A 21,917-nucleotide genomic window follows, 5' to 3' on the forward strand; every position below is an offset into this window, starting at 1 on the left:
GACGAAGGAGAACAAGCCGCAGGCCGAAGCCCGTCTGATGGAAGTGGTCGAGCAGTCCGGCGCTGAACTCATCGTTCTCGCCCGCTACATGCAGGTCCTTTCGGATGCCGTCTGCAAGCGCATGTCGGGCCGCATCATCAACATCCACCATTCCTTCCTGCCGTCGTTCAAGGGTGCCAATCCCTACAAGCAGGCCTTCGAGCGCGGCGTGAAGCTGATCGGCGCGACGGCGCACTATGTCACCGAGGATCTCGACGAAGGTCCGATCATCGAGCAGGACGTTGCCCGCATCACCCATGCGCAGTCGGCCGAGGACTATGTCTCGATCGGCCGCGACGTGGAGAGCCAGGTTCTCGCGCGCGCCGTGCACGCCCACATCCACCACCGCACCTTCATGAACGGCAACAAGACCATCGTCTTCCCGCCGTCGCCGGGCTCCTACGCCTCCGAGCGCATGGGGTGAACGGTGGCGACCACTATCGATGGGAAGCAGGTTGCCGCTTCCGTGATTGAGGCCGTGAAGTCGGCCACGACAGCCCTGGAAAAGGACGCGGGCGTCAAGCCCGGCCTTGCCGTCGTCATCGTCGGCGATGATCCGGCGAGCCACGCCTATGTCGGCGCCAAGAGCCGTATGTCGAAGGAATGCGGCTTCACCTCCGTCCAGCACACGCTGCCCGAGGAGACGACGCAGGAAGAGCTGGCCCGCCTCGTCGAGACGCTGAATGGCGATGACAGCATCCACGGCATCCTCGTCCAGCTGCCGTTGCCGAAACACCTCGATTCCGATCCGATCATCCAGTCGATCAAACCGGAGAAGGACGTCGACGGCCTGCATGTCGTCAATGCCGGCAAGGTTGCGACGGGCGATCTCGATGGCGGCCTCGTCTCCTGCACGCCGGCGGGCGCCATGGTCTTCGTGCGCCGCACCCATGGCAACGACCTTTCCGGTCTCAATGCCGTGGTGATCGGCCGGTCCAACCTCTTCGGCAAGCCGATGTCGGCCCTGCTGCTCGCCACTAATGCGACGGTGACCACCGCCCATTCGCGCACCAAGGATCTCGCGGGCGTCTGCCGCAACGCCGATATTCTCGTTGCCGCCGTCGGCCGCGCCGAAATGGTGAAGGCCGACTGGGTGAAGCCCGGCGCGACCGTCATCGATGTCGGCATCAACCGCATCACCACGGCCGAGGGCAAGTCGCGCCTCGTCGGCGATGTCGCCTTCGAGGAATGCGCAAAGGTCGCCGGCGTCATCACGCCGGTTCCGGGCGGCGTCGGCCCGATGACCATCGCCATGCTGATGGCCAACACCGTCATCGCCGCCTATCGCAAGGCCGGTCGCACGCCGCCGAAGTTCTGAGCAGCGCTCAGCGTCGAACAGCGCAACCCGTTGGTTTCATGTCTTCCGCGCCGGAAGAGCCGCTCCGAATCCCTTCGATGCCGAGGATCCAAACGCACACACTGTTATGGTTTCACCCAACTAGAGCATGTCAGGTTCAGATTGAACCAGACATGCTCTAAATTCTCTTGTTTTCGTTTGTCTTTTCGGGAAAACCGGTTCCCACTTTTCCCTGACAAACTCTAGATCTCCACAACGTGAAGGGATCGTGGAAGGCTGGAGAGAATCTCGGGCCCATTTTCGCGCAGGATGACGATATCCTCGAGGCGAATGCCGAAGCGGCCAGGCAGGTAGATACCGGGTTCTATGGAGAAGACCATGCCTTCTTCCAGCACCGTTTCCGAGGTCGCGGTGATATAGGGCGGCTCATGGGCGTCGATGCCCATGCCATGGCCCGTGCGGTGCACGAAATACTCGCCATAACCCGCATCAGCGATGACCTTGCGGGCAGCCTCGTCCACCTCCCGCGCAACGACGCCGGGACGGGCAGCCTTCAGCGCGGCCTGCACGGCCTTCTCGACGATGGCGTGGACTTCGCCATAGCCTTCCGGTGGGTCGCCGACGACGGCCATGCGCGTGATGTCGGAGGGGAAACCCTGCTTGCGCCCGCCGATGTCGATCACCACCGCATCGCCTTCCTGGATAAGGCGGTCGCTTGCCGAATGGTGCGGGAAAGCGCCGTTGCCGCCCGCGCCGACGATCCAGAACTGCGGCTCGGCGCCTTCCGAAGCGAAGTGCGCGCGAATCTCGGCGGCGACGTCCTTCTCGCTCATGCCGGGCCGGAGGGCGGCAAAGGCCGCCTGCATGGCGCGGTCGGCGATGCCGGCGTTCATCTTCAGCTTGGCATATTCGCTGTCGTCCTTGCGCATGCGCAGGCCGCCAAGCGTTGCCGGCGTGAAATCGCGGCGGGTATCGGCGGGCAGCGCGTCAATCAGCAGCAGGGCGAAGTCGGCGCGCATCGTTTCGTCCAGTGCGACGAGGCCGGGCGCTTCAGCGCCGATGGCGGACAGCGCCGCGCGGAGGGCGGCGTCCGGGCCTTCGGCATCCGCCCAGTTGTGGAAGGGGATGTCGGTGAATTCACGGGTACCTTCGGTATTCAGCGCCGGCATCAGGAAGGTTTCTTTTTCGCGGCCGACAAGCAGCAGACAAGGGCGTTCATCGGGATGCGGATGGAAGCCAAGCATCCAGTCCATGTGGGAGCCGGGCGCGATGGCGACGAGCCCGGTGCCGGTCTCGGCCATGCGCTGGCGCAGAGCCTTCAGGCGCGCGGTGGTTTGTTCGGTCATTGTCTTCTCCTTATTCAGGCGGCGGGAATGACGATGCGGCTGCCGAAGACCGGCCCGTCGTCCGGAAAGGCATCGAAGGCGGCAAGCTCGGCTTCCGAAGGCGCCTCGCAGGAGCCCTTGCGGCTCGGCACCCAGCCGCATTGCCGCTTGAGAAGCGCGGCATATTCCGCCCGCTTCAGGGCGGCAATGGACGGATCGATGACGGGAACGGCAAGTTCCCTCTCGATCTCCTTGTAAAAGCCGATCTCCATCGTGCAGCCGAGGATCAGGGCCTCCGCCCCGTCCTCCTCCACGGCCTTGCGGCCGGCGGCCATCAGGCGGCGGCTGGTCTCGGCATGATCGTTCTGGAAATCGTCCACGCCGAGGCCGACATCGTAAAAGCCGGCAAGGCGGTCGGCATGGCCGTAGCCATGCACGGTCGTCTGCATCTGGTGGACCCATTTGCGCCGGCCGACGATGATGCCGAAACGGTTGGAAAGGCTGGCGGCGATCTCGCAGGAGGCGATGCAGGGCGCCGTCACGACCATCGCGCCGGAAATCTCGCGGGCGTCGTGCAGCGCCGTATCGTAGAAGCAGCCGATGGCAAGCGCATCGAAACCTTCCAGCGCCGCCTGACGCACCGCGCGCATGATGCCGCGCGTCACCAGCGCCTCATAGGTGCGGAACTCGATATGGGAAAAGCCGTAGCGGGCTTTCGGCAGCGCCGCCACATGCACTTCCGAGCCGGGCAGCTTGTGATCGCGTGCCATGGCAGCGAAGATCATATCGACAGCGTCGTTCTCGCCGACGGGATTGAGATACATGATCTTGAGCGGTTGGGCACCCATGCGTTCCTCCTCCGTAGGGTTCCGATCCCCGGCCGGCAGGCCGGAGATCCTTGTGATTTCAGGGGCTGACGCCGTAGACCTCGCGGGCGCGTTCGGCGGTGATGTAGCCGTTCCTGATATCCTCGCGCACCCGCGCCGGATCGCGCTCCCTAGGATTGCCGACGCCGCCGCCGGCGCCCGTGATCACGCGGATCACGTCGTCCTTGTCGACGCGGATGCCCGAGGCGAAGGCGTAGCGCTCGGATTGTCCGTTCTTGCGCAGCACGAGCGCATAGTTGGCCGAACCCTCATTGCCGCCGTCGAGCGACCAGGGCAGGATGCGCGAGCGGGTATAGCCGAGCGTCAGGAAGGAATCGTCGCGGCGGATGCGGTAGTCGAGCCGGATGCCGTAGCCGCCGGTCCATTTTCCTTCGCCGCCCGGATCGGTATTGAGCTCCATGCGGTCGACGACGAGGCCGTTGCGCGCCTCGGAGATTTCCGCCGGGCAATTGTAGGTCTCGCCGTGCACGCCGGAGAAGATCGCCGAATTGCCGTCACAGCCGTTCGAAGCGCCCCAGCCGCCGATCTGCGGCTCGATGATCGTGTATTGCCGGCCCGTATCGGGGTGGATGCCGCCGATGAAAGTGCCGGCGATGGAGGAAAAGTGCCCGGCAGGCAGCTTTTCCGGCATGTGCGGGGCAAGGCAGCGCCAGACGAGGTCGTAGCCGCGGATGCCGATCTCGTAATAGAAGCCGACGGCCGCCGGCTCCTTGGCGTGGAAGCACGAGCCTTCGCGTGTCAGCACCTTCAGCGGGCGGAAGGAGCCTTCGTTGGCGGGCGACGTCGGGTCGGTGAGCGCCTTGAAGATGACCTGCATGCTGACGAGCGTGTCATCGTAGCCGGCATTCGACGGCCCGGTGTCCTGGTCCGGATTGTCTCTGAGATCGATGAGGAACTCCGTCTCCGAGATCGTCACCTTGACGTTGAACATGCGTCCGTCGTCCTGCTCCTCCGTCAGCTCGAAGGTGCCGTGCGGGAGCTTCGCGAGTTCGGCGAGCGCGATTTTCTCACCGTGGTCCATGAAGCTCGCCATGGCCGCCTCGAAGGTGGCGACGGTGTATTTTTCCGCAAGTTCGGCAAGGCGCTTGGCGCCGATGCGAACGGAAGCGATGGCCGCCCAGAGGTCTCCCTCCAGGAAGTCGGGCATGCGCGAATTGACGGTGATGATGTCGAAGATGCCGGGGATTGCCTCTCCCTTCGAGATCATCTTGATGGCGGGAAGACGAAGGCCTTCCTGGAAGATTTCCGTCGCATCGGCCGAGAGCGACCCCGGCGACTTGCCGCCGACATCAGAGTTGTGCGCGATGTTGGCGGTCCAGGCGATCAGCCGCTCGCCGGCAAAGACGGGCATGCAGACGACGAGGTCGTTGAGATGGGTGACGCCGCCATAATAGGGGTCGTTGGTGATGAAGACGTCGCCGGGCTGGATGTCGCCCGGCCTGGAGAACTTCTGCAGCAGAACCTTCACCGACTTGTCGAGCACGCCGATGAAGCCGGGAATGCCGGCGCCCGATGAGGCAAGGCGTCCTGCCGCGTCGGTGATGCCCGTGCCCATGTCGAGCACTTCGTAGATGATGGAGCTCATCGCCGTCTTGCGCATGGCCGCAAACATCTCGTCGGCGGTCGCCTGCAGCGAGTTCTGGATGATCTCGAGCGTGATCGGGTCGTGGGAAGCTGTCGTCATGTCCCGCACTCCTCAGGCTTTCAGATTGATATGGATATTGCCGAAACCGTCGATCTCGACGCGATTGCCGGGGTGGATGACGATCGTCGTGCCCGGATCCTCGATGATCGCGGGACCGGTGAAGGCCATGCCGGGTTCCAGCTTCTCGCCGTCGTAGATCGCGGCCGGGTGGATGCCTTCGAGCGCGTAGTCGACCTTGCGCTCGCCCTTCTGCGCAGCGGAGGCGGGCCTTTCCGAGAGCGGCCTTTCCTGCATCTTCAGCTTGCCGACCTCGGCCGAAGCGACGAGGTGGATGCCGACCAGCTCGACGGGAGCGTCAAGACGGTAGGTATATTCCCGCTGGTAGGTTTCGTGGAAGGCGGCCTCGATGGCTGCAAGGCTTTCATCGGTGATCGCGCCCTCGATGAGGACTTCGGTCGTGTGCTCCTGGTTCTGGTAGCGAAACTTGCCGTAACGCAGGAAGCGGACCTTCGCCGTGTCGACGCCTTCCTCGCCGAACTGCTGGTGGGCCAGGGTTTCGGTCTCGGCAAAGAGCGCGTCTATGGCGGTGGCCGCGCCGGTCTTCAGATCGGCAAGCTTGGTCACGAAATAATCGCGGCGCAGGTCCGACATCATCATGCCCCAGGCGGAGAACACCGAGGCGCCTGCGGGTATGACGACCTTCTTCACGCCCAGTTCCGTGCCGAGCGCCACGGCATGCATCGCACCGCCGCCACCGAAGGCGACGAGCGTGAAGTCGCGCGGGTCGAAGCCGCGATTGAGCGAGACGAGCTTCAGCGCGTTGACCATGTTGTTGTTGGCGATGCGCACTATGCCGCGCGCGACGTCGTCGGCCGAGACGCCGAGCTTGGTGCCGACATCCGACAGCGCTTTTTCCGTCGCAGCCATGTCCGCGACAACGGAGCCGCCGCAGAAGTAATCGCGGTTGATGCGGCCGAGCCAGAGATTGGCGTCGGTGGTGGTGGCATTTGTGCCGCCGCGGCCATAGGCGGCGGGGCCGGGCATGGCGCCGGCCGACTTGGGGCCGACATGCAGCTTGCCGAAGTCGTCGACCCAGGCGATGGAGCCGCCGCCATTGCCGATCTCGACGAGATCGACCACCGGCACCATGATCGGATAGCCGGCCGAGGTACGGTCGCGCTCGATCCAGTAGTCCGTCATGATGCGGACCTGGCCGTCTTCGATCAGCGAGCACTTCGCCGTGGTGCCGCCGATATCGAGGGCCAGAACGTTCGGCTCGCCGATCAGCTTGCCGAGTTCGGCCGCGCCCCAGAAGCCGGACGCGGGTCCGGATTCGACCATGGTAATCGGAATTTTCTTCACGGATTCAAGAGAATCCACGCCGCAGTTCGACTGCATCACGAAGAGGTTTCCGTCGAACCCCTTGCCGGCGAGGCCGTCATTGAGGCGCGACAGGTAACGTTCTGCCGTCGGCTGCACATAGGCGGACATGACGGTCGTGTTGGTGCGCTCGTATTCACGCCACTCGCGGGTGATCTGGTGCGAGGCGACGGTGGCGATTTCCGGCCACAGCCGCGTGATCTCGGCGATTGTCGCCCGCTCGTGGCCAGGATTGGCGTAGGAGTGCAGGAAGCAGACGGCGATGGCTTCGACACCATCGGCGCGGAAGTCGTCGAGAATGGCGGGCAGGCCCGAGAGATCGAGCGGTTTCATCTCCGTGCCGTGGTAGTCGAAGCGCCCCGGCAGTTCGCGGCGCAGGTATCTCGGAACGAAGGGCTCCGGCTTTCGGTAGTGCAGGTTGAAGAAGTCCGGCCGGTTGCCGCGGGCGATTTCCAGCGAATCCCGGAAGCCTTCCGTCGTGATGAGCCCGACCTTGACGCCCTTGCGCTCGGTCAGCGCGTTGATGACGACGGTGGTGCCATGGGCGAGGAAGTCGACCGTCTTCGGGTCGACGCCGCCCTTGTCGAGAACGTTCAGCACCCCCTGCTCGAAATTGGGCGGGGTGGTGTCGGACTTGGCCGTCGTGATGCGGGATTCACCCGTTTCATGATCCGTCTCGAAACAGACGAGATCGGTGAACGTGCCGCCGACATCGGTCGCGACACGTATGGTCTTCTGGCTCATCAGTTTTCCTCCCTCTTCTGCTGAGCGTGCAGCAGCATGCAGACGGCGCCGGGCAGTTTCAGCGCGTCGGCGGCGCGAATGCGGTCCTCGGTGTAGTAGTCGCGGTCATGCAGGCAATTCAGCGTGCCGATGACCTCACCGTCGACGATGATCGGCACATTGATGACCGACTGGCAGCCGAGCGAGAGGATAAGCTCATGGTCGTCGAAGACCTTGGCGATATCCTCGATCGTGTTGGCGACGAAGGTCTCCTTGCGGTTCAGCGTGATCTCCGACCATTCGGTCTCGTTGTAGGGCTTGGTGCCGGAGACCGGGTAAACATCCGGCATGCTGGAATAGATGCGTTCGGACAGCTTGTCGGTCGTATCCGAGGTCATGATGGTGAAGAGCTTGACGCCGACGACGTCCTTCACGAGTTGCTCCAGCGCCGCATAGGCCTTGGCCGGCTGGCCGCCGGCGGCGGCAACGGCTTCGACGAAGGCGGTGTAATCAGGCATTTCCATTCTCTTGCTCCATGATGTGATCCCGGAGCGCCGCTTCTTCTGAGCTGACGACGGGAACGGCGCCGATGAGCCGGCGCGTGTAGGGATTTTCGGGTCGGGTGAAGATCGCGTCGGTCGTGGCGAGCTCGACCAGCCGGCCCTTTTCGAAGACGGCGACGCGGTCCGCGATGTTGCGCACGACCGAAAGGTCGTGGGTGATGAAGACATAGGTCAGCCCGCGGCTTTCCTTCAGCGTCTTCAGAAGCTTCAGCACGCGCGCCTGTACCAGCACGTCGAGCGCGGAGGTCGGCTCGTCGAGCACGACGAGTTCCGACTGGCAGGCGAGCGCCCGGGCGATCGCGACGCGCTGGCGCTGGCCGCCGGAAAGGGCTGACGGTGCGCGGGTGCGGAATTCCGCGGGAAGGCCCACTTCCTCCAGCAATTCACCGGTGCGCGCGGTGCGGCCTGCCTTTTCGCCGATATTGTGAACATCGAGCGCCAGGCGCAGCGAGGCTCCGATGGATCTGCGCGGATTGAGCGAGGAAAGCGGGTTCTGCTGAACGAGCTGGATCGCCTGGCGGTGTTCCTGCGTGCGTTTCGCCGGCAGCGCATCGCCCTTGAAGGTGAGGCTTCCCGTCGTCGCACCGTAGATGCCGAGGATGATGTTGGCGATGGTCGACTTGCCCGAGCCGGACTCTCCGACAATGGCAAGGCATTCGCCCTTCTCGACAGTGAAGGAGACGCTGTCGAGCGCCTTCACTGTGCGCCCGTTGACCTCGAAATGCTTGGAGACGTCGGAAACGGAAAGAAGCGTGCTCACGGGAGGAGTTCCTTCTCGCTGAAACCTTCATGGACGACGAGGGGTGCCAGAAATTGCGCCGGGTCGTCGTCGAGATCGGGAATGCCGCCCCCGGTAATACGCGGCACGGCCGAGAGCAGGGCGCGTGTATAGGGATGGCGCGGGTCGTCGAAGAGCGCGGCGGTCGGGCCCTGCTCGACGATGTTGCCCTTGTAGATGACATAGACCCGGTCGGCGAATTCACGCACCACGCCGAGATTGTGCGAGATGAAGAGCACCGAGGTCTTGTGCTTCTCGACAAGCTCGGACATCAGCCGGAGCGTCTGCGCCTGAACCGTCACGTCGAGCGCCGTGCCGGGTTCGTCGGCAAGCAGCAACGCCGGATTGTTGGCAAGCGCCATGGCGATCATCACGCGCTGGTTCATGCCGCCCGAAAGCTGGAAGGCATAGGATTCCAGCACGCGCTCCGGCTCGTTGATGGCGACATCCGCAAGCGCCGCGATGGCCTTGCGACGGGCGCTCTCCTCGTCGATGCCCGGCTCGGCGCGCTGCAGCACTTCGCGGAACAGCGTGAAGATCGGGTAGACCGGGTTCAGCGACGAGGTCGGATCCTGGAAGATCATCGACATCGCCGTACCGCGCAGGGCATGGCGCGAGGCGGGCTTCAGCGTTTCGAGATTGATGCCCTCAAACTCCACCGTGCCGGAGATGCGGGCGGTCTTGAGCTGCTGGAGCATGCCGAGCACGATGCGCGCCGTCACCGACTTGCCGGAACCGGACTCGCCGACGAGCGCGACACGCTCGCCCTTCCGGATGTGCAGCGAGATGCCGTGCAATACCTCGATCGTACCGGACCAGGTCCTGAAGCCGAGGCGGAGATCGTCGATCCTGAGGGTAGGGGCCGTCATTGATCCACTCCGAGGATTTCGCGCAGCGCATCGCCGATCAGGTTGAAGCCGAAGACGGCGATCAGGATGGCAAGGCCGGGGAACACGGTGAGCCACCAGCTGTCCGGCAGGTACTTCGCGCCTTCCGCCACCATGGAGCCGAGGTCCGGGGTGGGCGGCTGCACGCCGAGGCCGAGGAAGGAGAGCGAGGAGGCGATCAGGATGACGAAGCCGAAGTCGAGCGTCATCTTGGTGATGATCGAGGGCACGCAGTTCGGCAGGATTTCGCGGAACATGATGTGCAGCTTCGAGGCACCGATGACTTCCGCCGCCAGCACATAGCCCTCTTCCTTCTCGGAGCGGGCGATATTGTAGACGAGGCGGGTATACCAGGGCCACCACATGACCGTCACCGCGATCATGCCATTGGTGAGCGTCGGCTCCAGGAGACCCATGATGGACATGGCGAGGACGAGCGGCGGGATCGACAGGAAGACGTCGGTGAGCCGCATCAGGAGATATTCCGTCCAGCCGCCGAGATAGCCGGCGGCAAGGCCGATGGCGACGCCGACCGGTACCGCTATGACGAGCACGACGATGCCGAGGACCAGCGAGACCCTGTAGGCATAGACGACGCGGGTGAAGAGATCGCGGCCGACGAGGTCCGTGCCGAAGATGTTCGGCCAGTGCGGCGGCTGGTTGAAATTGGCGAAGTCCACCACGGCGCCGACATGCTCGGGGAAGGGCGTGATGAAATCGGCGAAGATGGCCGAGAACACGACGATCCCGACGAGGACGAGGCCGATCAGCGACAGGGGATTTCCCGCCAGAATGACGAGGGTCTTTTTCATGATGCCCTCTGCGAAAGCCGGATGCGCGGATTGATGATCGAGACCAGGATATCCACGACGATGTTGACGATGAGGAACATGGCCGAGATGATCAGCACGGTACCGACGATGGCATTGAGGTCCTTGCGCAGGATGACGGCGACGCCGTAGCGCGACAGACCGGGCCAGGCATAGACGGCTTCCACGAGGAAGGCGCTGCCGAGCATGGCGGCAAAATCGAGGCCGATGATGGTGAGCGAGGGGATCAGCGAGGGGCGGAAGGCATAGCACCTGGCGATGCGCTTTTCGGGGAAACCATAGGCCTCCGCCATTTCGATATAGGGCCGCTCATAGGTCTCCACCATGTTGGAGCGCACGAGGCGGGCGGCCTGGCCGATGCCGGAAAGCGCAAGTGCGAAGGCCGGCAGGATGAGGTGCCAGACGGCATCGGCAAAGGCCTTGAGATTGCCGGCAAGCAGCGTGTCGACCAGCATGAAGCCCGTGACGTTCTCTACCGTGATGCTGTCCGACAAACGGCCCGCAATGGGGAAGAGCTTGATGAAATAGGCAAAGAGCAGCATCAGCACCACCGCCCAGACGAAGGCGGGCGCGGAGACGCCGAGCATCGTCACCAGCCGGATCGTGTGATCCACCCAGCTTCCGCGATGGCGGGCCGAGAGGATGCCGAGCGGCAGGCCGATGGCGATCATCATCAGGCCGGAGATGACGACCAGTTCCAGCGTTGCCGGCAGGAACTGTGCGATATCGGCCATGACCGGACGGTTCGTGTAGAGCGAGACGCCGAGGTCGCCTCGGAAGAGATCGGCAAGGAAGTAGCCGTATTGCGCGAAGAAGGATGCATCGAGATGCAGCTTGTCGCGCAGCGCGGCGACGGCTTCCGGCGTTGCATTCGGCCCGAGCGCGATGCGCGCAGGATCGCCGGGAATGACCCGGGCAATGGCGAAGATCAGCAGCGATACCCCGATCAGCACGATCAAAGAGGTACCCAGCCGCTTCGCGAGGAGGCGGAGGAACGGAGACATGGCTGTAACCCTGTGGACGGTTCCGGGCCGCTACCGCGCGGCCCGGCCTGCGTCGTCGGTTATTGTTTCATTTCCATCAGGCGGAAGGTGAAGCCGAAGCCGGCAAGGGCGAAGGCCTTGGACGGATCGCTGAGCGCCGGGACGGAAACCTTGCTGGAAGCGGCGAAGACCGCCGTTTGGTCCTGCGCGAAGATCGACGGGGCAATGGCGATCAGCCGCTTGTTTGCCGCTTCATAGACCTTGGCGCGCTCCGCCTCGTCCAGCGTCGTGCGGCCCTTTTCCAGGAGAGCGTCGACTTCCGCATCCTTCAGGTGCTCCGGCGACATCCACGTGCCGGCCGCGCTCGAATGATACATGGTGTAGAGCAGCGAATCCGGATCGCCCGACATCGTGTTGACGAAGATCTGGCTGATCGCGGGCGTGTTCTCCGGCTTGGCGACCTGCTCGGTGAAGAGCGCCCAGGGCAGCTTCTTCACCTCGGCCTTGATGCCGATCTCGGCAAAGTTCGCCTGCATGAGAAGGGCGAAGCGCTCCTCGAGCGGCACTTCACCGATCCAGCTGAGGTCGACCTTCATTTCCTCGGGCTTGTACTTGCATTTGGCGAGATGTTCCTTCGCCTTCTCGACATCGCGCTTCATCGGTTCGCCCGAGAGAGCGCCGAGCATGCCGACCGGGATAGCGCCCGTCGCCGGGCTGCCCTGCGAGACCTGATCGGTCACGGCGACCATGCGCACGCCGGATTCGTAGTCGAAGGCGTAGGATACGGCGAAGCGGCATTCCACGTCGTCGAAGGGCGGCTTTGCCGTGTTCAGCTTGATGTAGAACTCGGTCGTGCCCTTCTCGGTGAGAAGCTGGGCGCCGTCGGCGGCAAGCGACTTCAGCACTTCCGGCGGCAGCCACTGCGAGGAAATCTCGTGTTCGCCCTGCGCGATCAGCGTGCGGACGGTCGCGGCTTCGAGGCCGTAGCGCAGGCGCACCGTGTCGGGCGCGGCGGCGGGCACCTTCAGGAAGAAGTCCGGGTTCTTCGCCATCACCGTCTCTTCCTGCGGATTGTGCGAGACGAGCTTGTAGGCGCCCGAACCGGCCGCATGCGTGGAGAGATAGGCCTGTCCCCAGTCCTTCATCTCGCCGTCGCCTTCCCCGAGATTCTGCATGACCAGCGCCTTGTCGACGATGGGCAGGCGGGTGAGGGCGGAAATGAAGGGCGCGTAGACTTCCTTCAGCGTGAATTTCACGGTCGCGGGATCGACGGCTTCCGCCTTCTCGACATTCTCGAACAGATAGGAAAGTCCCTGGCCGAGCGCCTTCGTGCGCTCGAAGGAGAAGACCACGTCGTCGGCCGTCAGCGCGTTGCCGCTCTGGAACGTCACATCGGTGCGCAGCTTGAACGTATAGGTCTTGCCGTCGGTCGTTTCGAAGCCGGTTGCCAGGAACGGATCGTAGCCCGGCTGGCCCTGCTTCGGAATGACCAGTGTGTCGTAGACGTTGTACATCAGGATGCTGTCGGCATAGTCCGACGCCTTTGCTGGGTCGAGTTCGCCGACCGGTGATTCATCAAGGCGGAGGACCGTTTCGGCATTCGCATGGGCGCAGAAGGCCGTTGCGGCGAGCAGGGCTGCCGCGATTGTCTTCGATACGGATGTCATTGCTGTTCCCTTGTTATCCCGAGGATCTGGTTGTCTTGAGCGGTTTGGGCGCGCTGCGACGGGCCGCAGAGCGCTTGACGACGAGGCTTGGCTGCGCCTCGTCGGGCATTCCCTCGTCGCCGAATACGTCCATGGTACAGGTGTGGAAGATCGTCGTCGGCTCGGCCGTGTGGTTCCAGGTGACGTGCGTCAGCCGGGAGGGGAAATGCGCGGAGTCGCCTGCGTCGAGGATCGTGCGCTCGCCGTCGATTTCGATGGTCAGCGAGCCGGAGACGACGAAGAAGATTTCCTCCCCCTCGTGCGACATCGGCTCGCTTCGAAAACCCGGCGGCTCGTGGATCAGCGTGGAGCGCAGCACATTGCCCGGAAAGGAAGCGGAAAGGCGTTCATAGGTGACGGTGTTTCCGGGCGTTCCGCCGACGGCATAGACGGGGCGGCCTTCGCGACGGGTAATCGGCGCATCGACCTTGGGGGTCTGGAAGAACGAACCGACATCCGTCTTCAGGGCGCGGCAGACGGCGACCAGCGACGTCAGCGAGGGCACGGTGATGCCACGCTCGATCTGCGAGATGAAGCCGACCGAGAATCCGGCACTATCCGCAACCTCCTGCAATGTCATCTTAAGCTCCCGACGTCGCATGCGCAGACGCTCGCCCACAGCAGGATCTGTTCCTGCGTTGGGCCGTTCGACACTTGCCATATGTTCACCCGTTTTTTAGTATTACTTCAATAGAGCGCGGGCGCGGAGCGTTGTCAACATTTTTTTAGCCAGCCTAAAAAAGACGCCCGACCCGCTCCACGCATCCCCGCTTGAAGGGATCAGACCATCGAGAACCCAGGTCTGGAAGCCGTCTTCGAACGGATGGATGTTCACGCAGCGAAACGAAGCCCGTGGAGGTTACGGATCGGCCTGCGATCCTGCCGGTGATGCCGCTTCCTCTATGAGCCAGGCGATGAAGGCGCTGACCTCGGCGGTCTCACGTTTCGTATCCGGGCAGATGCAATAGTAGTTGTGCAGGGCCGGCACGCTCAGGCGCAGCGGCTGCACCAGCCGGCCTTCGTCGAGATCGCGGGCAGACACGACTTCATCGCTGAGCGCCACGCCAAAGCCATCCCGGGCGGCCTGGAGCACGATGCCGAAGTCGTCGAAATGCACGTCGGATTCACCGGCATAAGGAATCCCGGCTTCGGCCTGCCAGCGCCGCCACTGCGAGCCGTCATCCTCATGCAAAAGCCTGTGATAGGCGAGGTCTGAGGGCTGGCGGATGGCGTTCGGACCACGCAGGAGCTGGGGGCTGCAAACCGGCGTCATGTGAATGCCGTGTAGCAGGCGCCACCAGAAGCCTGGCCACGGCGGCATGCCATAGACGATCGCGACATCCGTCTTGCGCCAGTCGACGCCGTGGAAATGGCTGGAGGTCAAAACCTTCAGCTGAAAATTGGGGCTTTCCGCCATGAAGGTGAAAAGGCGGGTGGCAAGCCAGGTGACGCCATGCACCTGCGGGATGGAGATGGTCAGGGACTGCTTTGGCGCTCCGCCATATCTATGCGCCGAGAGCTGGCGCACGCCGGTATGGATCGCGTCCATGGCGCTTGCCACCGAACGCTGGAGCTGGCTTCCGCTCGGGGTCAGAGCCAGTTGCCGGCCGCGCTTTTGAAAGAGGTCGACGCCAAGCGATACCTGGAGCGCGCGGATTTGCTGACTGACGGCGCCGGGCGTCACATGCAGCTCCGCTGCCGCCGCACCGACATTGCCGAGCCGCGCGACGCTTTCGAAGACGCGAAATGCATGAAGGGGTGGCAGCGCCATCGGTTTCTTTCCTCAGTTGACGTTCAACGGGTCAGGCATTCTGGTCCCGCCCCGGGCGCAGCTGCTCGAGGATACGATCGGCCAGTGCACGCAGGACGGGGTCATTCGCGCGATCGACAGCACAGACGATGTAATATTCCCGCGCCGCATTGATCGTGGTGGAAAACGGCTGGATAAGCCGCCCTTCGCTCAGATAGTTTCGCGTCAGCACGTCCGAGACGAGTGCCACGCCACGCCCCTGAACGGCGGAAGCGATCGCCTGCGCCACCGAGTTCACCCGGACACGGGTATTGCCCTCGAGGGCGATGCGGGCTGCGACGGACCATTTCGCCCATTCCCCGCCGTCGTCCTCATGCAGCAGCGCGACGCCGCTCAGCTTCCTGTCGCGATTGCGCAGGTCGAGCCGCGGAAACAAGGTCGGCGAGCATACGGCGCACAGCCGGACCTCGCTCAGCGAGCGCCAGTGTTTTCCGGTGAACGGCGGGTTGTCGTAGACGATCGCCATGTCGTTGTCCGCCCAATCCACGTTCGTGGCTGTGATCGCCTCATTGATGGTGAGATTGGAAATGCCGTGCGACTGCGCAAAATCGACGATGGTCGCCGTCAGCCAGGCGATCCCGAGCGCAGTCGGCACGGAAACCGACAGCGATGCAGGCTGGTCGCCGGAGGTCAGTTTCCGCGATGCCCGCGTCGCCGTATCGAGTTGACCTAGGGACAGAGCCACGGTCTGCGAAAAATCCCGGCCCGCCTGGGTAAGGGCGACATTCCGACCCGACTTTTGAAACAGAGTGATGCCCGTTGCATCGCTCAGCTTCTTGAGTTGCAACGAAATCGCGCTCGGACTGAGGTTCAATTCCTCCGCCGCCTGCCGCACACCGCCGAGCCGGGCCGTCGCCTCGAAAGCGGGCAGATATTGCAGGTAGGGTGGGAGGCGGCTCATCTTCGTATCCAGATAATCGTTTAGCATAATAGAACGATATCGGTGATATTAAATTGATTTTTTCAAACTGTTAAGAGTGCTATCCCCTTGAGAAAGAGGAGAACGCTCATGATCTCGGCAAGACCATTCGACTACCCCTATGACGGCAATCTCGATGCCCGCAAAACGGCGCTGATCGTCATCGATCTGCAGGAGGATTTCCTCTCGACCACGGGATATTTTGCGCGACAGGGTTACGACCCCGCGCCGCTTCGCGCGATCCTTCCTGCAGTGAACCAGCTCATCGCTGCCTGCCGTCAGGCGGGCATCCAGATCATTCACACCCGGCAAGGCTACCGCGAAGATCTCGCGGATATGACCCCTTACGAAAAATGGCGCCGCCAGCGTTCGGGCCTCGAGGGAACGACGGCTCTGCTGCGCTCAAGCCCCGGTTTCCAGATCGTTCCGGAACTTGACGTGCGTCCGCAGGACATCATCGTCGACAAGACCTGCAACAGCGCCTTCACCTACACCGATTTCGAGCATGTTCTGCGCGCGCAGGGCATCACGCATCTGCTGTTTTCCGGCTGCACCACCGACGTCTGTGTTCACACGACGCTGCGTGAAGCCTGCGACCGGAACTTCCAGTGCCTGACCATCTCGGACGCCTGCGCAAGTGGCGATCAATATGCCCACGAGGCCGCCCTCCACATGGTCACCGTCGAGAACGGCATCTTCGGTGCACTGACCGATACGGCAGCGGTGCTCGAGGGCCTGAAGAAACTGGGAAATTCCGCGACATGAGCGAGGCCCATAAATACGTTTCCCTTATGCGTCTCACACAAAAGGGGCTCACCGAGCTGACGGATAGCGCGAAGCGCCGGAAGGTCAGCGAGGATCGCGTTGCGGAACTCGGCGGGAGATCGATCGCCTTCTACGCCTTGCTCGGCATCTACGATTTCATGCAGGTTTTCGAGATGCCGAGCAACGAAGCCATGATGCAGTACGTGCTCACGGCGCGCAGGGACGGACATGTCGAGCCGCTCATCCTCCCGGCCTTCGACACCGAGACCTACGGCCGGATTCTCAACGCCTTCAACTAGCCCCATAATTTAGTTTTTCTGCGCCTTGACAAGCAAAACATTTAGCTTGTCTGCGAAAGGCGTTTCTATACGACTTCAAAAACCGCGATGCAAAAAACCACAACAAGGGAACACGATCATGATGAAAGCAAAACCGGGAAGGAAAATCTCGCTCCTCGCAGGCAGCATGCTTGCCGCTCTGCTCAGCGCCGGCACGGCTCTTTCCGCCGACCAGAAGCCCGATTTCGTATCGGGCGGCGTCTTGAAGATCTGCACCAGCGGCGAATTTCCGCCGATGGAATATTATGAAAATCCGGGCGACAAGGATCTCGTGGGCTTCGAGATCGACGTCATGGACGCCATTGCCAAGCGGTGGGGTGCGAAGGCCGAATATGTCGTCGGTGACTTCAAGGGCCTGCTGCCGTCGCTCGATTCCAAGCGCTGCGACCTTGTCGCAAGCGGCATCATGATCACGCCGGCCCGCCTCGAAAAATATGACGGCATTCCGTATTTCGGCTCTCACGTCGTGCTGGTCACCGCGGCGAGCGACACGGAGACGAAAGTCCCGGCCGATGTCAGCGGCAAGATCATGGCGATCGAGGCCGGCACGACCTACGAAAAGACGGTCGCCGATCTCAATGCCGAACTGCAAGCTGCCGGCAAGGCGCCGATCGAGGCGCAGACCTACCCGTCCGCATCCGGCGTCATCGAGCAGATCCTGGTCGGCCGCGCGACCGCGACGATCACGCAGGATACGACCGCTGCCTATCGCATGCTCCAGGTGCCCGGCCGATTGGCCATCCCCTATACCTACGAGGAAAGCGAGAACTACGGCATCTACCTGCGCAAGAGCGATGGCGATCGGCAGATGCTGAAGGATGCGATCGAGGCCTTGCAGGCGAGCGGCGAGATGAAGGCATTCCTCAAGAAGTGGAACCTGCCGGAAACATCGACCGACGTTTCCCACGACGTGAACTGACGATCGGCGATCCCGTTGTTCCAGCTCGATCTCTTCCTTCAGGCAATCTTCAGTGCCCCCCTTTTCAAGGGGGCACTCCTGACGATCGGCCTCTCCCTTTGCGTCATGGCCGTGTCCCTCGTGCTCGGCATGGGGCTTGGCTCCATGGCAGGCTCACCGCGTCGCTCTGCCCGATGGCTGGCGACGCTCTATGTCTGGCTGTTCCGCGGCGCACCCGCACTGCTCGTGCTGCTGTTCGTGTGGAACGGCCTGCCGCAGATTTCCGAAATTTTCCGGGCCGGCTGGTTCACGCCGTTCTTTGCGGCGTTCCTGGCGCTCTCCCTGATCCAGATCGCCTATCTGGCCGAAATCCTCCGCAGCGCCTTTGCCGCCGTGGGACATGGGCAGCGGGAAGGCGCGGCCGCGCTCGGCATGCATCGCTGGCAGATCTTTCTGGTGATCACCATGCCGCAAGCACTCAGGATCGCAGTTCCCGCGCTGATGAACGAGTTCATCTCGCTGTTGAAGACCACGTCGCTTGCGACCGTGATCTCGCTGAAGGAACTGATGACGGTCTCGCAGTTCGCGATCGCCACCAGCTTCCGTTTTCTCGAATGGTACGGTGCGGCACTCGTCTACTATCTCGTCATCGTCTCGGTGCTGACGCTCGCCCAGAACCGCATCGAACATGTGCTTTCGCGCGGCTACCGCTGACCGCCACGAACCCGAGGATTGGACATGAACACGCAAACCGCAATCCAGGTTGCCGGCGTCAACAAATGGTACGGCGCCTTCCAGGTCCTCAAGGACATCGACCTGACCGTGAACAAGGGTGAGCGCATCGTCATCTGCGGTCCGTCGGGCTCGGGCAAATCGACGTTGATCCGCTGCCTGAACCGTCTGGAATTGCATCAGGAGGGAGCGATTACCGTCAACGGCGTGGAGCTCACCAGCCAGCTCAAGCGCATCGATCGCGTGCGCAGCGACGTCGGCATGGTCTTCCAGCACTTCAACCTGTTTCCGCACCTGACGGTGCTGGAAAACTGCACGGTCGCCCAGCGCTGGGTACGCAAGCTGCCGAAGAAGCAGGCCGCCGAGATCGCCATGACTTATCTTGAACGCGTGCACATTCCGGAAAAGGCAGACAAGTATCCGGGCCAGCTTTCCGGCGGCCAGCAGCAGCGCGTCGCTATCGCGCGTGCCCTTTGCATGAACCCCAGCATCATGCTGTTCGATGAACCGACTTCGGCGCTCGATCCCGAAATGGTCAAGGAGGTGCTGGACACGATGATCTCGCTTGCCGCCGACGGCATGACGATGGTCTGCGTCACCCACGAAATGGGTTTCGCGCGTGAGGTCGCCAGCGAAGTGGTCTTCATGGATGGCGGCCAGATCATCGAGCGCAACACGCCCGACATCCTGTTTTCAGCCCCGACGCACGAGCGCACAAAGCGCTTCCTCGGCAAGCTGCTGCATTGAGCGAGGCAATCTTGAAGAACACGAAATGGTTTTCAAAGGAAGCGCTGTCGAACCGGCTCACCCGCATCTGGGAGCCGCATGTCCATAGTTTTTTCCAGGCCAACATGTTCCACGTCGTCGGCAAGGATGCCGACCTCGTCATCGACTTCGGAATGGGCCTCGCTAATCTCAGGAGCGCGTTGTCCGTTCCCGCGGGCAAGCCCGTCCTTGCGGTGGCGACCCATGTTCACGTCGATCATGTCGGTTCGTTCCACGAATTCGAGACCCGGCTGGGTCACGCGGCAGAAGCCGCGGCCTTCGCGCTCATGCCGGACGAAAACACGCTCGCCGATTATTTCCGCACGCAGCCGGACGCCCTGACCGGCGCGGCGCCGACGGGTACGACGCCGCAAACCTACAAAATTTCACCGGCACCGCTCACCAGGGTCCTGGCGGAAAACGATGTCATCGACATCGGAAACGCCTGTTATACGGTCCTGCACCTTCCCGGCCACTCTCCCGGTTCCATCGGCCTGCTCGACCAGAAGACGGGAGAATTCTTCAGCGGGGATGCCATCTACGAAGGCGGTCTCGTGGATGATCTGCCAGGATGCGACGTCGACGCCTACAAGGTCACCATGGCGCGCCTGGCGGAACTTGACGTCGGCGTCGTCCATGGCGGTCACGGCGCCCTTTTCGGGAGAGACCGGATGCGAGAGATCGCCGTGGGCTACCTGACATCGAAGGATGGCGGCCAAGGGCCGCAATGAGGGGCGAGAGGCCTGCTTGACGTCATTCGGGCCTACCGCAAACAGACGGCACGATGCAGAGCGGCTCACCATCAGCGTTCCGGACAGCGGGCGTCATAGCTTTTTGCGAAGGCGTTCTACGGCCTTGACCGTTGACGGGCCAAGTCGCCCATCAACCTTGCCGCTATACACTCCGGCGGAAATCATTTCCCTTTGCAGAGCGAGGCGAAAATCGAAGGACCATTGGTTCTCCTCGATGATGCGTGGCGATCCATACCAGACGTCGGATTGGAAATGGGTCAGCAGACCACTCTTCAACGATCTGATCATGTAGGTGGCGGCCAATTTCGGATCGCTTGCTCCAAACGTACCCCTGTCGGCAAACCAGCTCAATTTATAGAGCGCGTTTGGTTCATCGAATTTTGCGGCGACGCTGTAGACATCGATCGCGCGCTTCAGCTGCGCTTTTTCTTCAAATGCGCTTCCCAACTCCGTTGCGGTCGACGCCAGCTCCTTCGTGACGTGCTCCTGGAACCAGGCGAGTACCGGCACAAAGTCTTCCGTTTTGCCTTCGCGTGCCAGAAGCGCCAGAAGCCGCCCAAGCCCGTTCACCGCGGCAGCACTGCCGTAGTTTCCGGCAACGATGTAAGCCTCGGAAGCCTTGGCATATTCACCTGCCTTGTGCTGGCTTCTTCCAAGCTGGTACCAAAGCCTCGCTGTCCTCGGGTACTGATCGACGGCCGCCTGACACGCCTCCAAAGCTCGATCGACCGCGATCTCCGTGAAAGGAACGCCGGGGACGGACGCGAGCTTCATTCGGTCGTCCGGTGCTGCCGCCAGCAGGTCACAATCGGTTTGCGGCGTGTCGTTTTCACTCTCCTCAGCCGACAGCGTCGGAATCGCGATGGTCATGCGTTCCGTGCCCTGATCTGGCTCCAGCGAAGCCAGCTTCATGCGGGCCAGTGAAGCAAAGGCACAGGTCGAGAAATTCTTAAGATGCTCTTCGAAAAGCGCACGCGCCGTGCTGTCGCTGATTGCGGCCCAATGGGTTGCCGCATCGCGGCACACATCGTCTTTCGCTATGGGCGCGGTTTCGGTTGGACCAAGCATCACGGTGTCGAACAGCGAGCCTGTTTTATAAGGCCGCTGCTTGCCTCCGGTCGCCTCGAAAACCTCTTTGGCAACGGCGCGCAGAGCGGTCTCGATCTCCAATCCGGGCGAGGCGATATGGCGTGCGAGCGCTTTCGCATAGGGACTGGTGGCGCCGTCGCCATCCGTCGCAACATCGCCAGGCGCCGTTGCGTATCCAATCAGCATGTTGCTTTCCGCCGAGTCTACGCGGGCAAGGCCGCGTGTCGGCGCTCCCTTGGTCAAGCCTTGCTTCATGGTTTTCAGGAATGGGTTGTCGCGACACGCATCCAAAAGGACCAGCTTGAAGCTACGCGCTTTCGAGAGAACGCCAAGGACGTCACTCAAAACGATTGCTTCGTATTTGACGTCACGGTCCGAGCGCAGCGTGGCATCAACGGGAATAAGGAAGTTTTCGCCGTTCACTTCAACGCCGTGCCCGGAGTAATAAACCAAGCCGATGTCGGCATTGCCCACCTTTTCCTCAAAGGCGGCCAACGCAGCCGACATCTCGGCACGCGTACCGTTCTCCAGCGTCGTGATTTTGAAGCCCGCGGTTTCCAGCGTCGCGCGCATGGCGGCAATGTCGTTGGGCGGATTTTTCAGGGGCGTGACGGAGGTGTAGTTTGCGTTCGCAATCAGCAAAGCGACCTTGTTTTCGGCGGCCGCCGCCCCGGCGATCAAGAAGATGATGCCGACCAGTATTGCGCGAAACAACATTCATATCTCCCAGCGTGCGATTGCATTTTCCGCGTCGCATGAGCGATTGCAATTGTTTTTTGGGTCAGGTCCGCCTGCCTTGATGACAG

Annotated in this window: 22 protein-coding genes; 8 read left to right on the forward strand and 14 right to left on the reverse strand. The window is 62.4% G+C overall.

Features of this window, described 5'->3' with window-relative positions:
- The coding region (locus tag V8U06_RS12285) for a formyltetrahydrofolate deformylase (RefSeq protein WP_427140858.1) at positions 1 to 463 on the forward strand (463 nt) is incomplete at its 5' end.
- 3 nt (positions 464 to 466) lie between these two features.
- Positions 467 to 1,357, forward strand: coding sequence for a bifunctional methylenetetrahydrofolate dehydrogenase/methenyltetrahydrofolate cyclohydrolase FolD (gene folD, locus V8U06_RS12290; RefSeq protein WP_427140859.1), 891 nt, complete (start codon positions 467 to 469; stop codon positions 1,355 to 1,357).
- 221 nt (positions 1,358 to 1,578) lie between these two features.
- Here the strand turns inward: folD and V8U06_RS12295 are convergent, their stop codons facing one another.
- From V8U06_RS12295 to V8U06_RS12355, 13 genes are all read right to left on the reverse strand, one after another.
- Positions 1,579 to 2,682, reverse strand: a complete 1,104-nt coding sequence (locus V8U06_RS12295) for a M24 family metallopeptidase (protein WP_427140860.1) — start codon at positions 2,680 to 2,682, stop codon at positions 1,579 to 1,581.
- 14 nt (positions 2,683 to 2,696) lie between these two features.
- Entirely contained in the window at positions 2,697 to 3,509 is an 813-nt protein-coding gene (locus V8U06_RS12300) for an aspartate/glutamate racemase family protein (protein ID WP_427140861.1), read from the reverse strand.
- Positions 3,510 to 3,567: 58 nt separating this feature from the next.
- Complete coding sequence (locus V8U06_RS12305; RefSeq protein WP_427140862.1) at positions 3,568 to 5,232, reverse strand: hydantoinase B/oxoprolinase family protein; 1,665 nt, start codon at positions 5,230 to 5,232, stop codon at positions 3,568 to 3,570.
- Between the two features lie 12 nt (positions 5,233 to 5,244).
- Entirely contained in the window at positions 5,245 to 7,317 is a 2,073-nt protein-coding gene (locus tag V8U06_RS12310) for a hydantoinase/oxoprolinase family protein (protein WP_427140863.1), read from the reverse strand.
- Positions 7,317 to 7,814 (reverse strand): GAF domain-containing protein, encoded by a 498-nt coding sequence (locus tag V8U06_RS12315; RefSeq protein ID WP_427140864.1) that lies wholly within the window; start codon positions 7,812 to 7,814, stop codon positions 7,317 to 7,319. The genes V8U06_RS12310 and V8U06_RS12315 overlap by 1 nt, the downstream gene beginning before the upstream one ends.
- Complete coding sequence (locus V8U06_RS12320; protein ID WP_427140865.1) at positions 7,807 to 8,619, reverse strand: ATP-binding cassette domain-containing protein; 813 nt, start codon at positions 8,617 to 8,619, stop codon at positions 7,807 to 7,809. Before V8U06_RS12320 ends, V8U06_RS12315 begins: the two co-directional genes overlap by 8 nt.
- Positions 8,616 to 9,506 (reverse strand): ABC transporter ATP-binding protein, encoded by an 891-nt coding sequence (locus V8U06_RS12325; RefSeq protein ID WP_427140866.1) that lies wholly within the window; start codon positions 9,504 to 9,506, stop codon positions 8,616 to 8,618. Before V8U06_RS12325 ends, V8U06_RS12320 begins: the two co-directional genes overlap by 4 nt.
- Positions 9,503 to 10,336, reverse strand: coding sequence for an ABC transporter permease (locus V8U06_RS12330; protein ID WP_427140867.1), 834 nt, complete (start codon positions 10,334 to 10,336; stop codon positions 9,503 to 9,505). Before V8U06_RS12330 ends, V8U06_RS12325 begins: the two co-directional genes overlap by 4 nt.
- Entirely contained in the window at positions 10,333 to 11,358 is a 1,026-nt protein-coding gene (locus V8U06_RS12335) for an ABC transporter permease (RefSeq protein WP_427140868.1), read from the reverse strand. Before V8U06_RS12335 ends, V8U06_RS12330 begins: the two co-directional genes overlap by 4 nt.
- 59 nt (positions 11,359 to 11,417) lie before the next feature.
- Positions 11,418 to 13,004 carry an ABC transporter substrate-binding protein gene (locus tag V8U06_RS12340; RefSeq protein ID WP_427140869.1) on the reverse strand — a complete coding sequence of 529 codons (1,587 nt, stop codon included), beginning with the start codon at positions 13,002 to 13,004 and terminating at the stop codon, positions 11,418 to 11,420.
- Between the two features lie 13 nt (positions 13,005 to 13,017).
- Positions 13,018 to 13,704 carry a helix-turn-helix domain-containing protein gene (locus tag V8U06_RS12345; protein WP_427140870.1) on the reverse strand — a complete coding sequence of 229 codons (687 nt, stop codon included), beginning with the start codon at positions 13,702 to 13,704 and terminating at the stop codon, positions 13,018 to 13,020.
- A 198-nt stretch (positions 13,705 to 13,902) separates the two neighbouring features.
- Positions 13,903 to 14,814, reverse strand: a complete 912-nt coding sequence (locus V8U06_RS12350) for a LysR substrate-binding domain-containing protein (protein ID WP_427140871.1) — start codon at positions 14,812 to 14,814, stop codon at positions 13,903 to 13,905.
- A 31-nt stretch (positions 14,815 to 14,845) separates the two neighbouring features.
- Positions 14,846 to 15,754 (reverse strand): LysR substrate-binding domain-containing protein, encoded by a 909-nt coding sequence (locus tag V8U06_RS12355; RefSeq protein ID WP_427140872.1) that lies wholly within the window; start codon positions 15,752 to 15,754, stop codon positions 14,846 to 14,848.
- 108 nt (positions 15,755 to 15,862) lie between these two features.
- Here V8U06_RS12355 and V8U06_RS12360 point away from each other — a divergent pair, with 108 nt between their 5' ends.
- The 6 genes from V8U06_RS12360 to V8U06_RS12385 all read left to right on the forward strand — a co-directional run bounded on the left by V8U06_RS12360 (position 15,863) and on the right by V8U06_RS12385 (position 20,001).
- Positions 15,863 to 16,537, forward strand: a complete 675-nt coding sequence (locus V8U06_RS12360; RefSeq protein WP_427140873.1) for a cysteine hydrolase family protein — start codon at positions 15,863 to 15,865, stop codon at positions 16,535 to 16,537.
- Complete coding sequence (locus V8U06_RS12365; protein ID WP_226922508.1) at positions 16,534 to 16,836, forward strand: GYD domain-containing protein; 303 nt, start codon at positions 16,534 to 16,536, stop codon at positions 16,834 to 16,836. The genes V8U06_RS12360 and V8U06_RS12365 overlap by 4 nt, the downstream gene beginning before the upstream one ends.
- A 118-nt stretch (positions 16,837 to 16,954) precedes the next feature.
- Positions 16,955 to 17,794 carry a transporter substrate-binding domain-containing protein gene (locus V8U06_RS12370; RefSeq protein ID WP_427140874.1) on the forward strand — a complete coding sequence of 280 codons (840 nt, stop codon included), beginning with the start codon at positions 16,955 to 16,957 and terminating at the stop codon, positions 17,792 to 17,794.
- Between the two features lie 15 nt (positions 17,795 to 17,809).
- On the forward strand, positions 17,810 to 18,487 hold the full coding sequence (locus tag V8U06_RS12375; RefSeq protein WP_427140875.1) for an amino acid ABC transporter permease: 678 nt from the start codon (positions 17,810 to 17,812) through the stop codon (positions 18,485 to 18,487).
- 24 nt (positions 18,488 to 18,511) lie between these two features.
- Positions 18,512 to 19,252, forward strand: a complete 741-nt coding sequence (locus V8U06_RS12380) for an amino acid ABC transporter ATP-binding protein (RefSeq protein ID WP_427140876.1) — start codon at positions 18,512 to 18,514, stop codon at positions 19,250 to 19,252.
- A gap of 11 nt (positions 19,253 to 19,263) precedes the next feature.
- Entirely contained in the window at positions 19,264 to 20,001 is a 738-nt protein-coding gene (locus V8U06_RS12385; RefSeq protein ID WP_427140877.1) for an MBL fold metallo-hydrolase, read from the forward strand.
- 93 nt (positions 20,002 to 20,094) lie between these two features.
- Here V8U06_RS12385 and V8U06_RS12390 read toward each other — a convergent pair whose 3' ends face one another.
- A complete protein-coding gene (locus tag V8U06_RS12390; RefSeq protein ID WP_427140878.1) occupies positions 20,095 to 21,828 on the reverse strand; it encodes a caspase family protein in 1,734 nt (577 codons plus the stop codon).
- Positions 21,829 to 21,917 lie beyond the last annotated feature (89 nt).

This window comes from Shinella sp. G-2 (genome assembly GCF_050172695.1).
Lineage (GTDB): Bacteria > Pseudomonadota > Alphaproteobacteria > Rhizobiales > Rhizobiaceae > Shinella.

Bases quoted from the DNA above. Each gene is read 5' to 3' on its own strand.
- V8U06_RS12295 (WP_427140860.1), bottom strand. From the start codon at position 2,682: ATGACCGAACAAACCACCGCGCGCCTGAAGGCTCTGCGCCAGCGCATG.
- V8U06_RS12300 (WP_427140861.1), bottom strand. From the start codon at position 3,509: ATGGGTGCCCAACCGCTCAAGATCATGTATCTCAATCCCGTCGGCGAG.
- V8U06_RS12305 (WP_427140862.1), bottom strand. From the start codon at position 5,232: ATGACGACAGCTTCCCACGACCCGATCACGCTCGAGATCATCCAGAAC.
- V8U06_RS12310 (WP_427140863.1), bottom strand. From the start codon at position 7,317: ATGAGCCAGAAGACCATACGTGTCGCGACCGATGTCGGCGGCACGTTC.
- V8U06_RS12315 (WP_427140864.1), bottom strand. From the start codon at position 7,814: ATGCCTGATTACACCGCCTTCGTCGAAGCCGTTGCCGCCGCCGGCGGC.
- V8U06_RS12325 (WP_427140866.1), bottom strand. From the start codon at position 9,506: ATGACGGCCCCTACCCTCAGGATCGACGATCTCCGCCTCGGCTTCAGG.
- V8U06_RS12330 (WP_427140867.1), bottom strand. From the start codon at position 10,336: ATGAAAAAGACCCTCGTCATTCTGGCGGGAAATCCCCTGTCGCTGATC.
- V8U06_RS12335 (WP_427140868.1), bottom strand. From the start codon at position 11,358: ATGTCTCCGTTCCTCCGCCTCCTCGCGAAGCGGCTGGGTACCTCTTTG.
- V8U06_RS12340 (WP_427140869.1), bottom strand. From the start codon at position 13,004: ATGACATCCGTATCGAAGACAATCGCGGCAGCCCTGCTCGCCGCAACG.
- V8U06_RS12345 (WP_427140870.1), bottom strand. From the start codon at position 13,704: ATGGCAAGTGTCGAACGGCCCAACGCAGGAACAGATCCTGCTGTGGGC.
- V8U06_RS12350 (WP_427140871.1), bottom strand. From the start codon at position 14,814: ATGGCGCTGCCACCCCTTCATGCATTTCGCGTCTTCGAAAGCGTCGCG.
- V8U06_RS12355 (WP_427140872.1), bottom strand. From the start codon at position 15,754: ATGAGCCGCCTCCCACCCTACCTGCAATATCTGCCCGCTTTCGAGGCG.
- V8U06_RS12360 (WP_427140873.1), top strand. From the start codon at position 15,863: ATGATCTCGGCAAGACCATTCGACTACCCCTATGACGGCAATCTCGAT.
- V8U06_RS12365 (WP_226922508.1), top strand. From the start codon at position 16,534: ATGAGCGAGGCCCATAAATACGTTTCCCTTATGCGTCTCACACAAAAG.
- V8U06_RS12370 (WP_427140874.1), top strand. From the start codon at position 16,955: ATGATGAAAGCAAAACCGGGAAGGAAAATCTCGCTCCTCGCAGGCAGC.
- V8U06_RS12380 (WP_427140876.1), top strand. From the start codon at position 18,512: ATGAACACGCAAACCGCAATCCAGGTTGCCGGCGTCAACAAATGGTAC.
- V8U06_RS12390 (WP_427140878.1), bottom strand. From the start codon at position 21,828: ATGTTGTTTCGCGCAATACTGGTCGGCATCATCTTCTTGATCGCCGGG.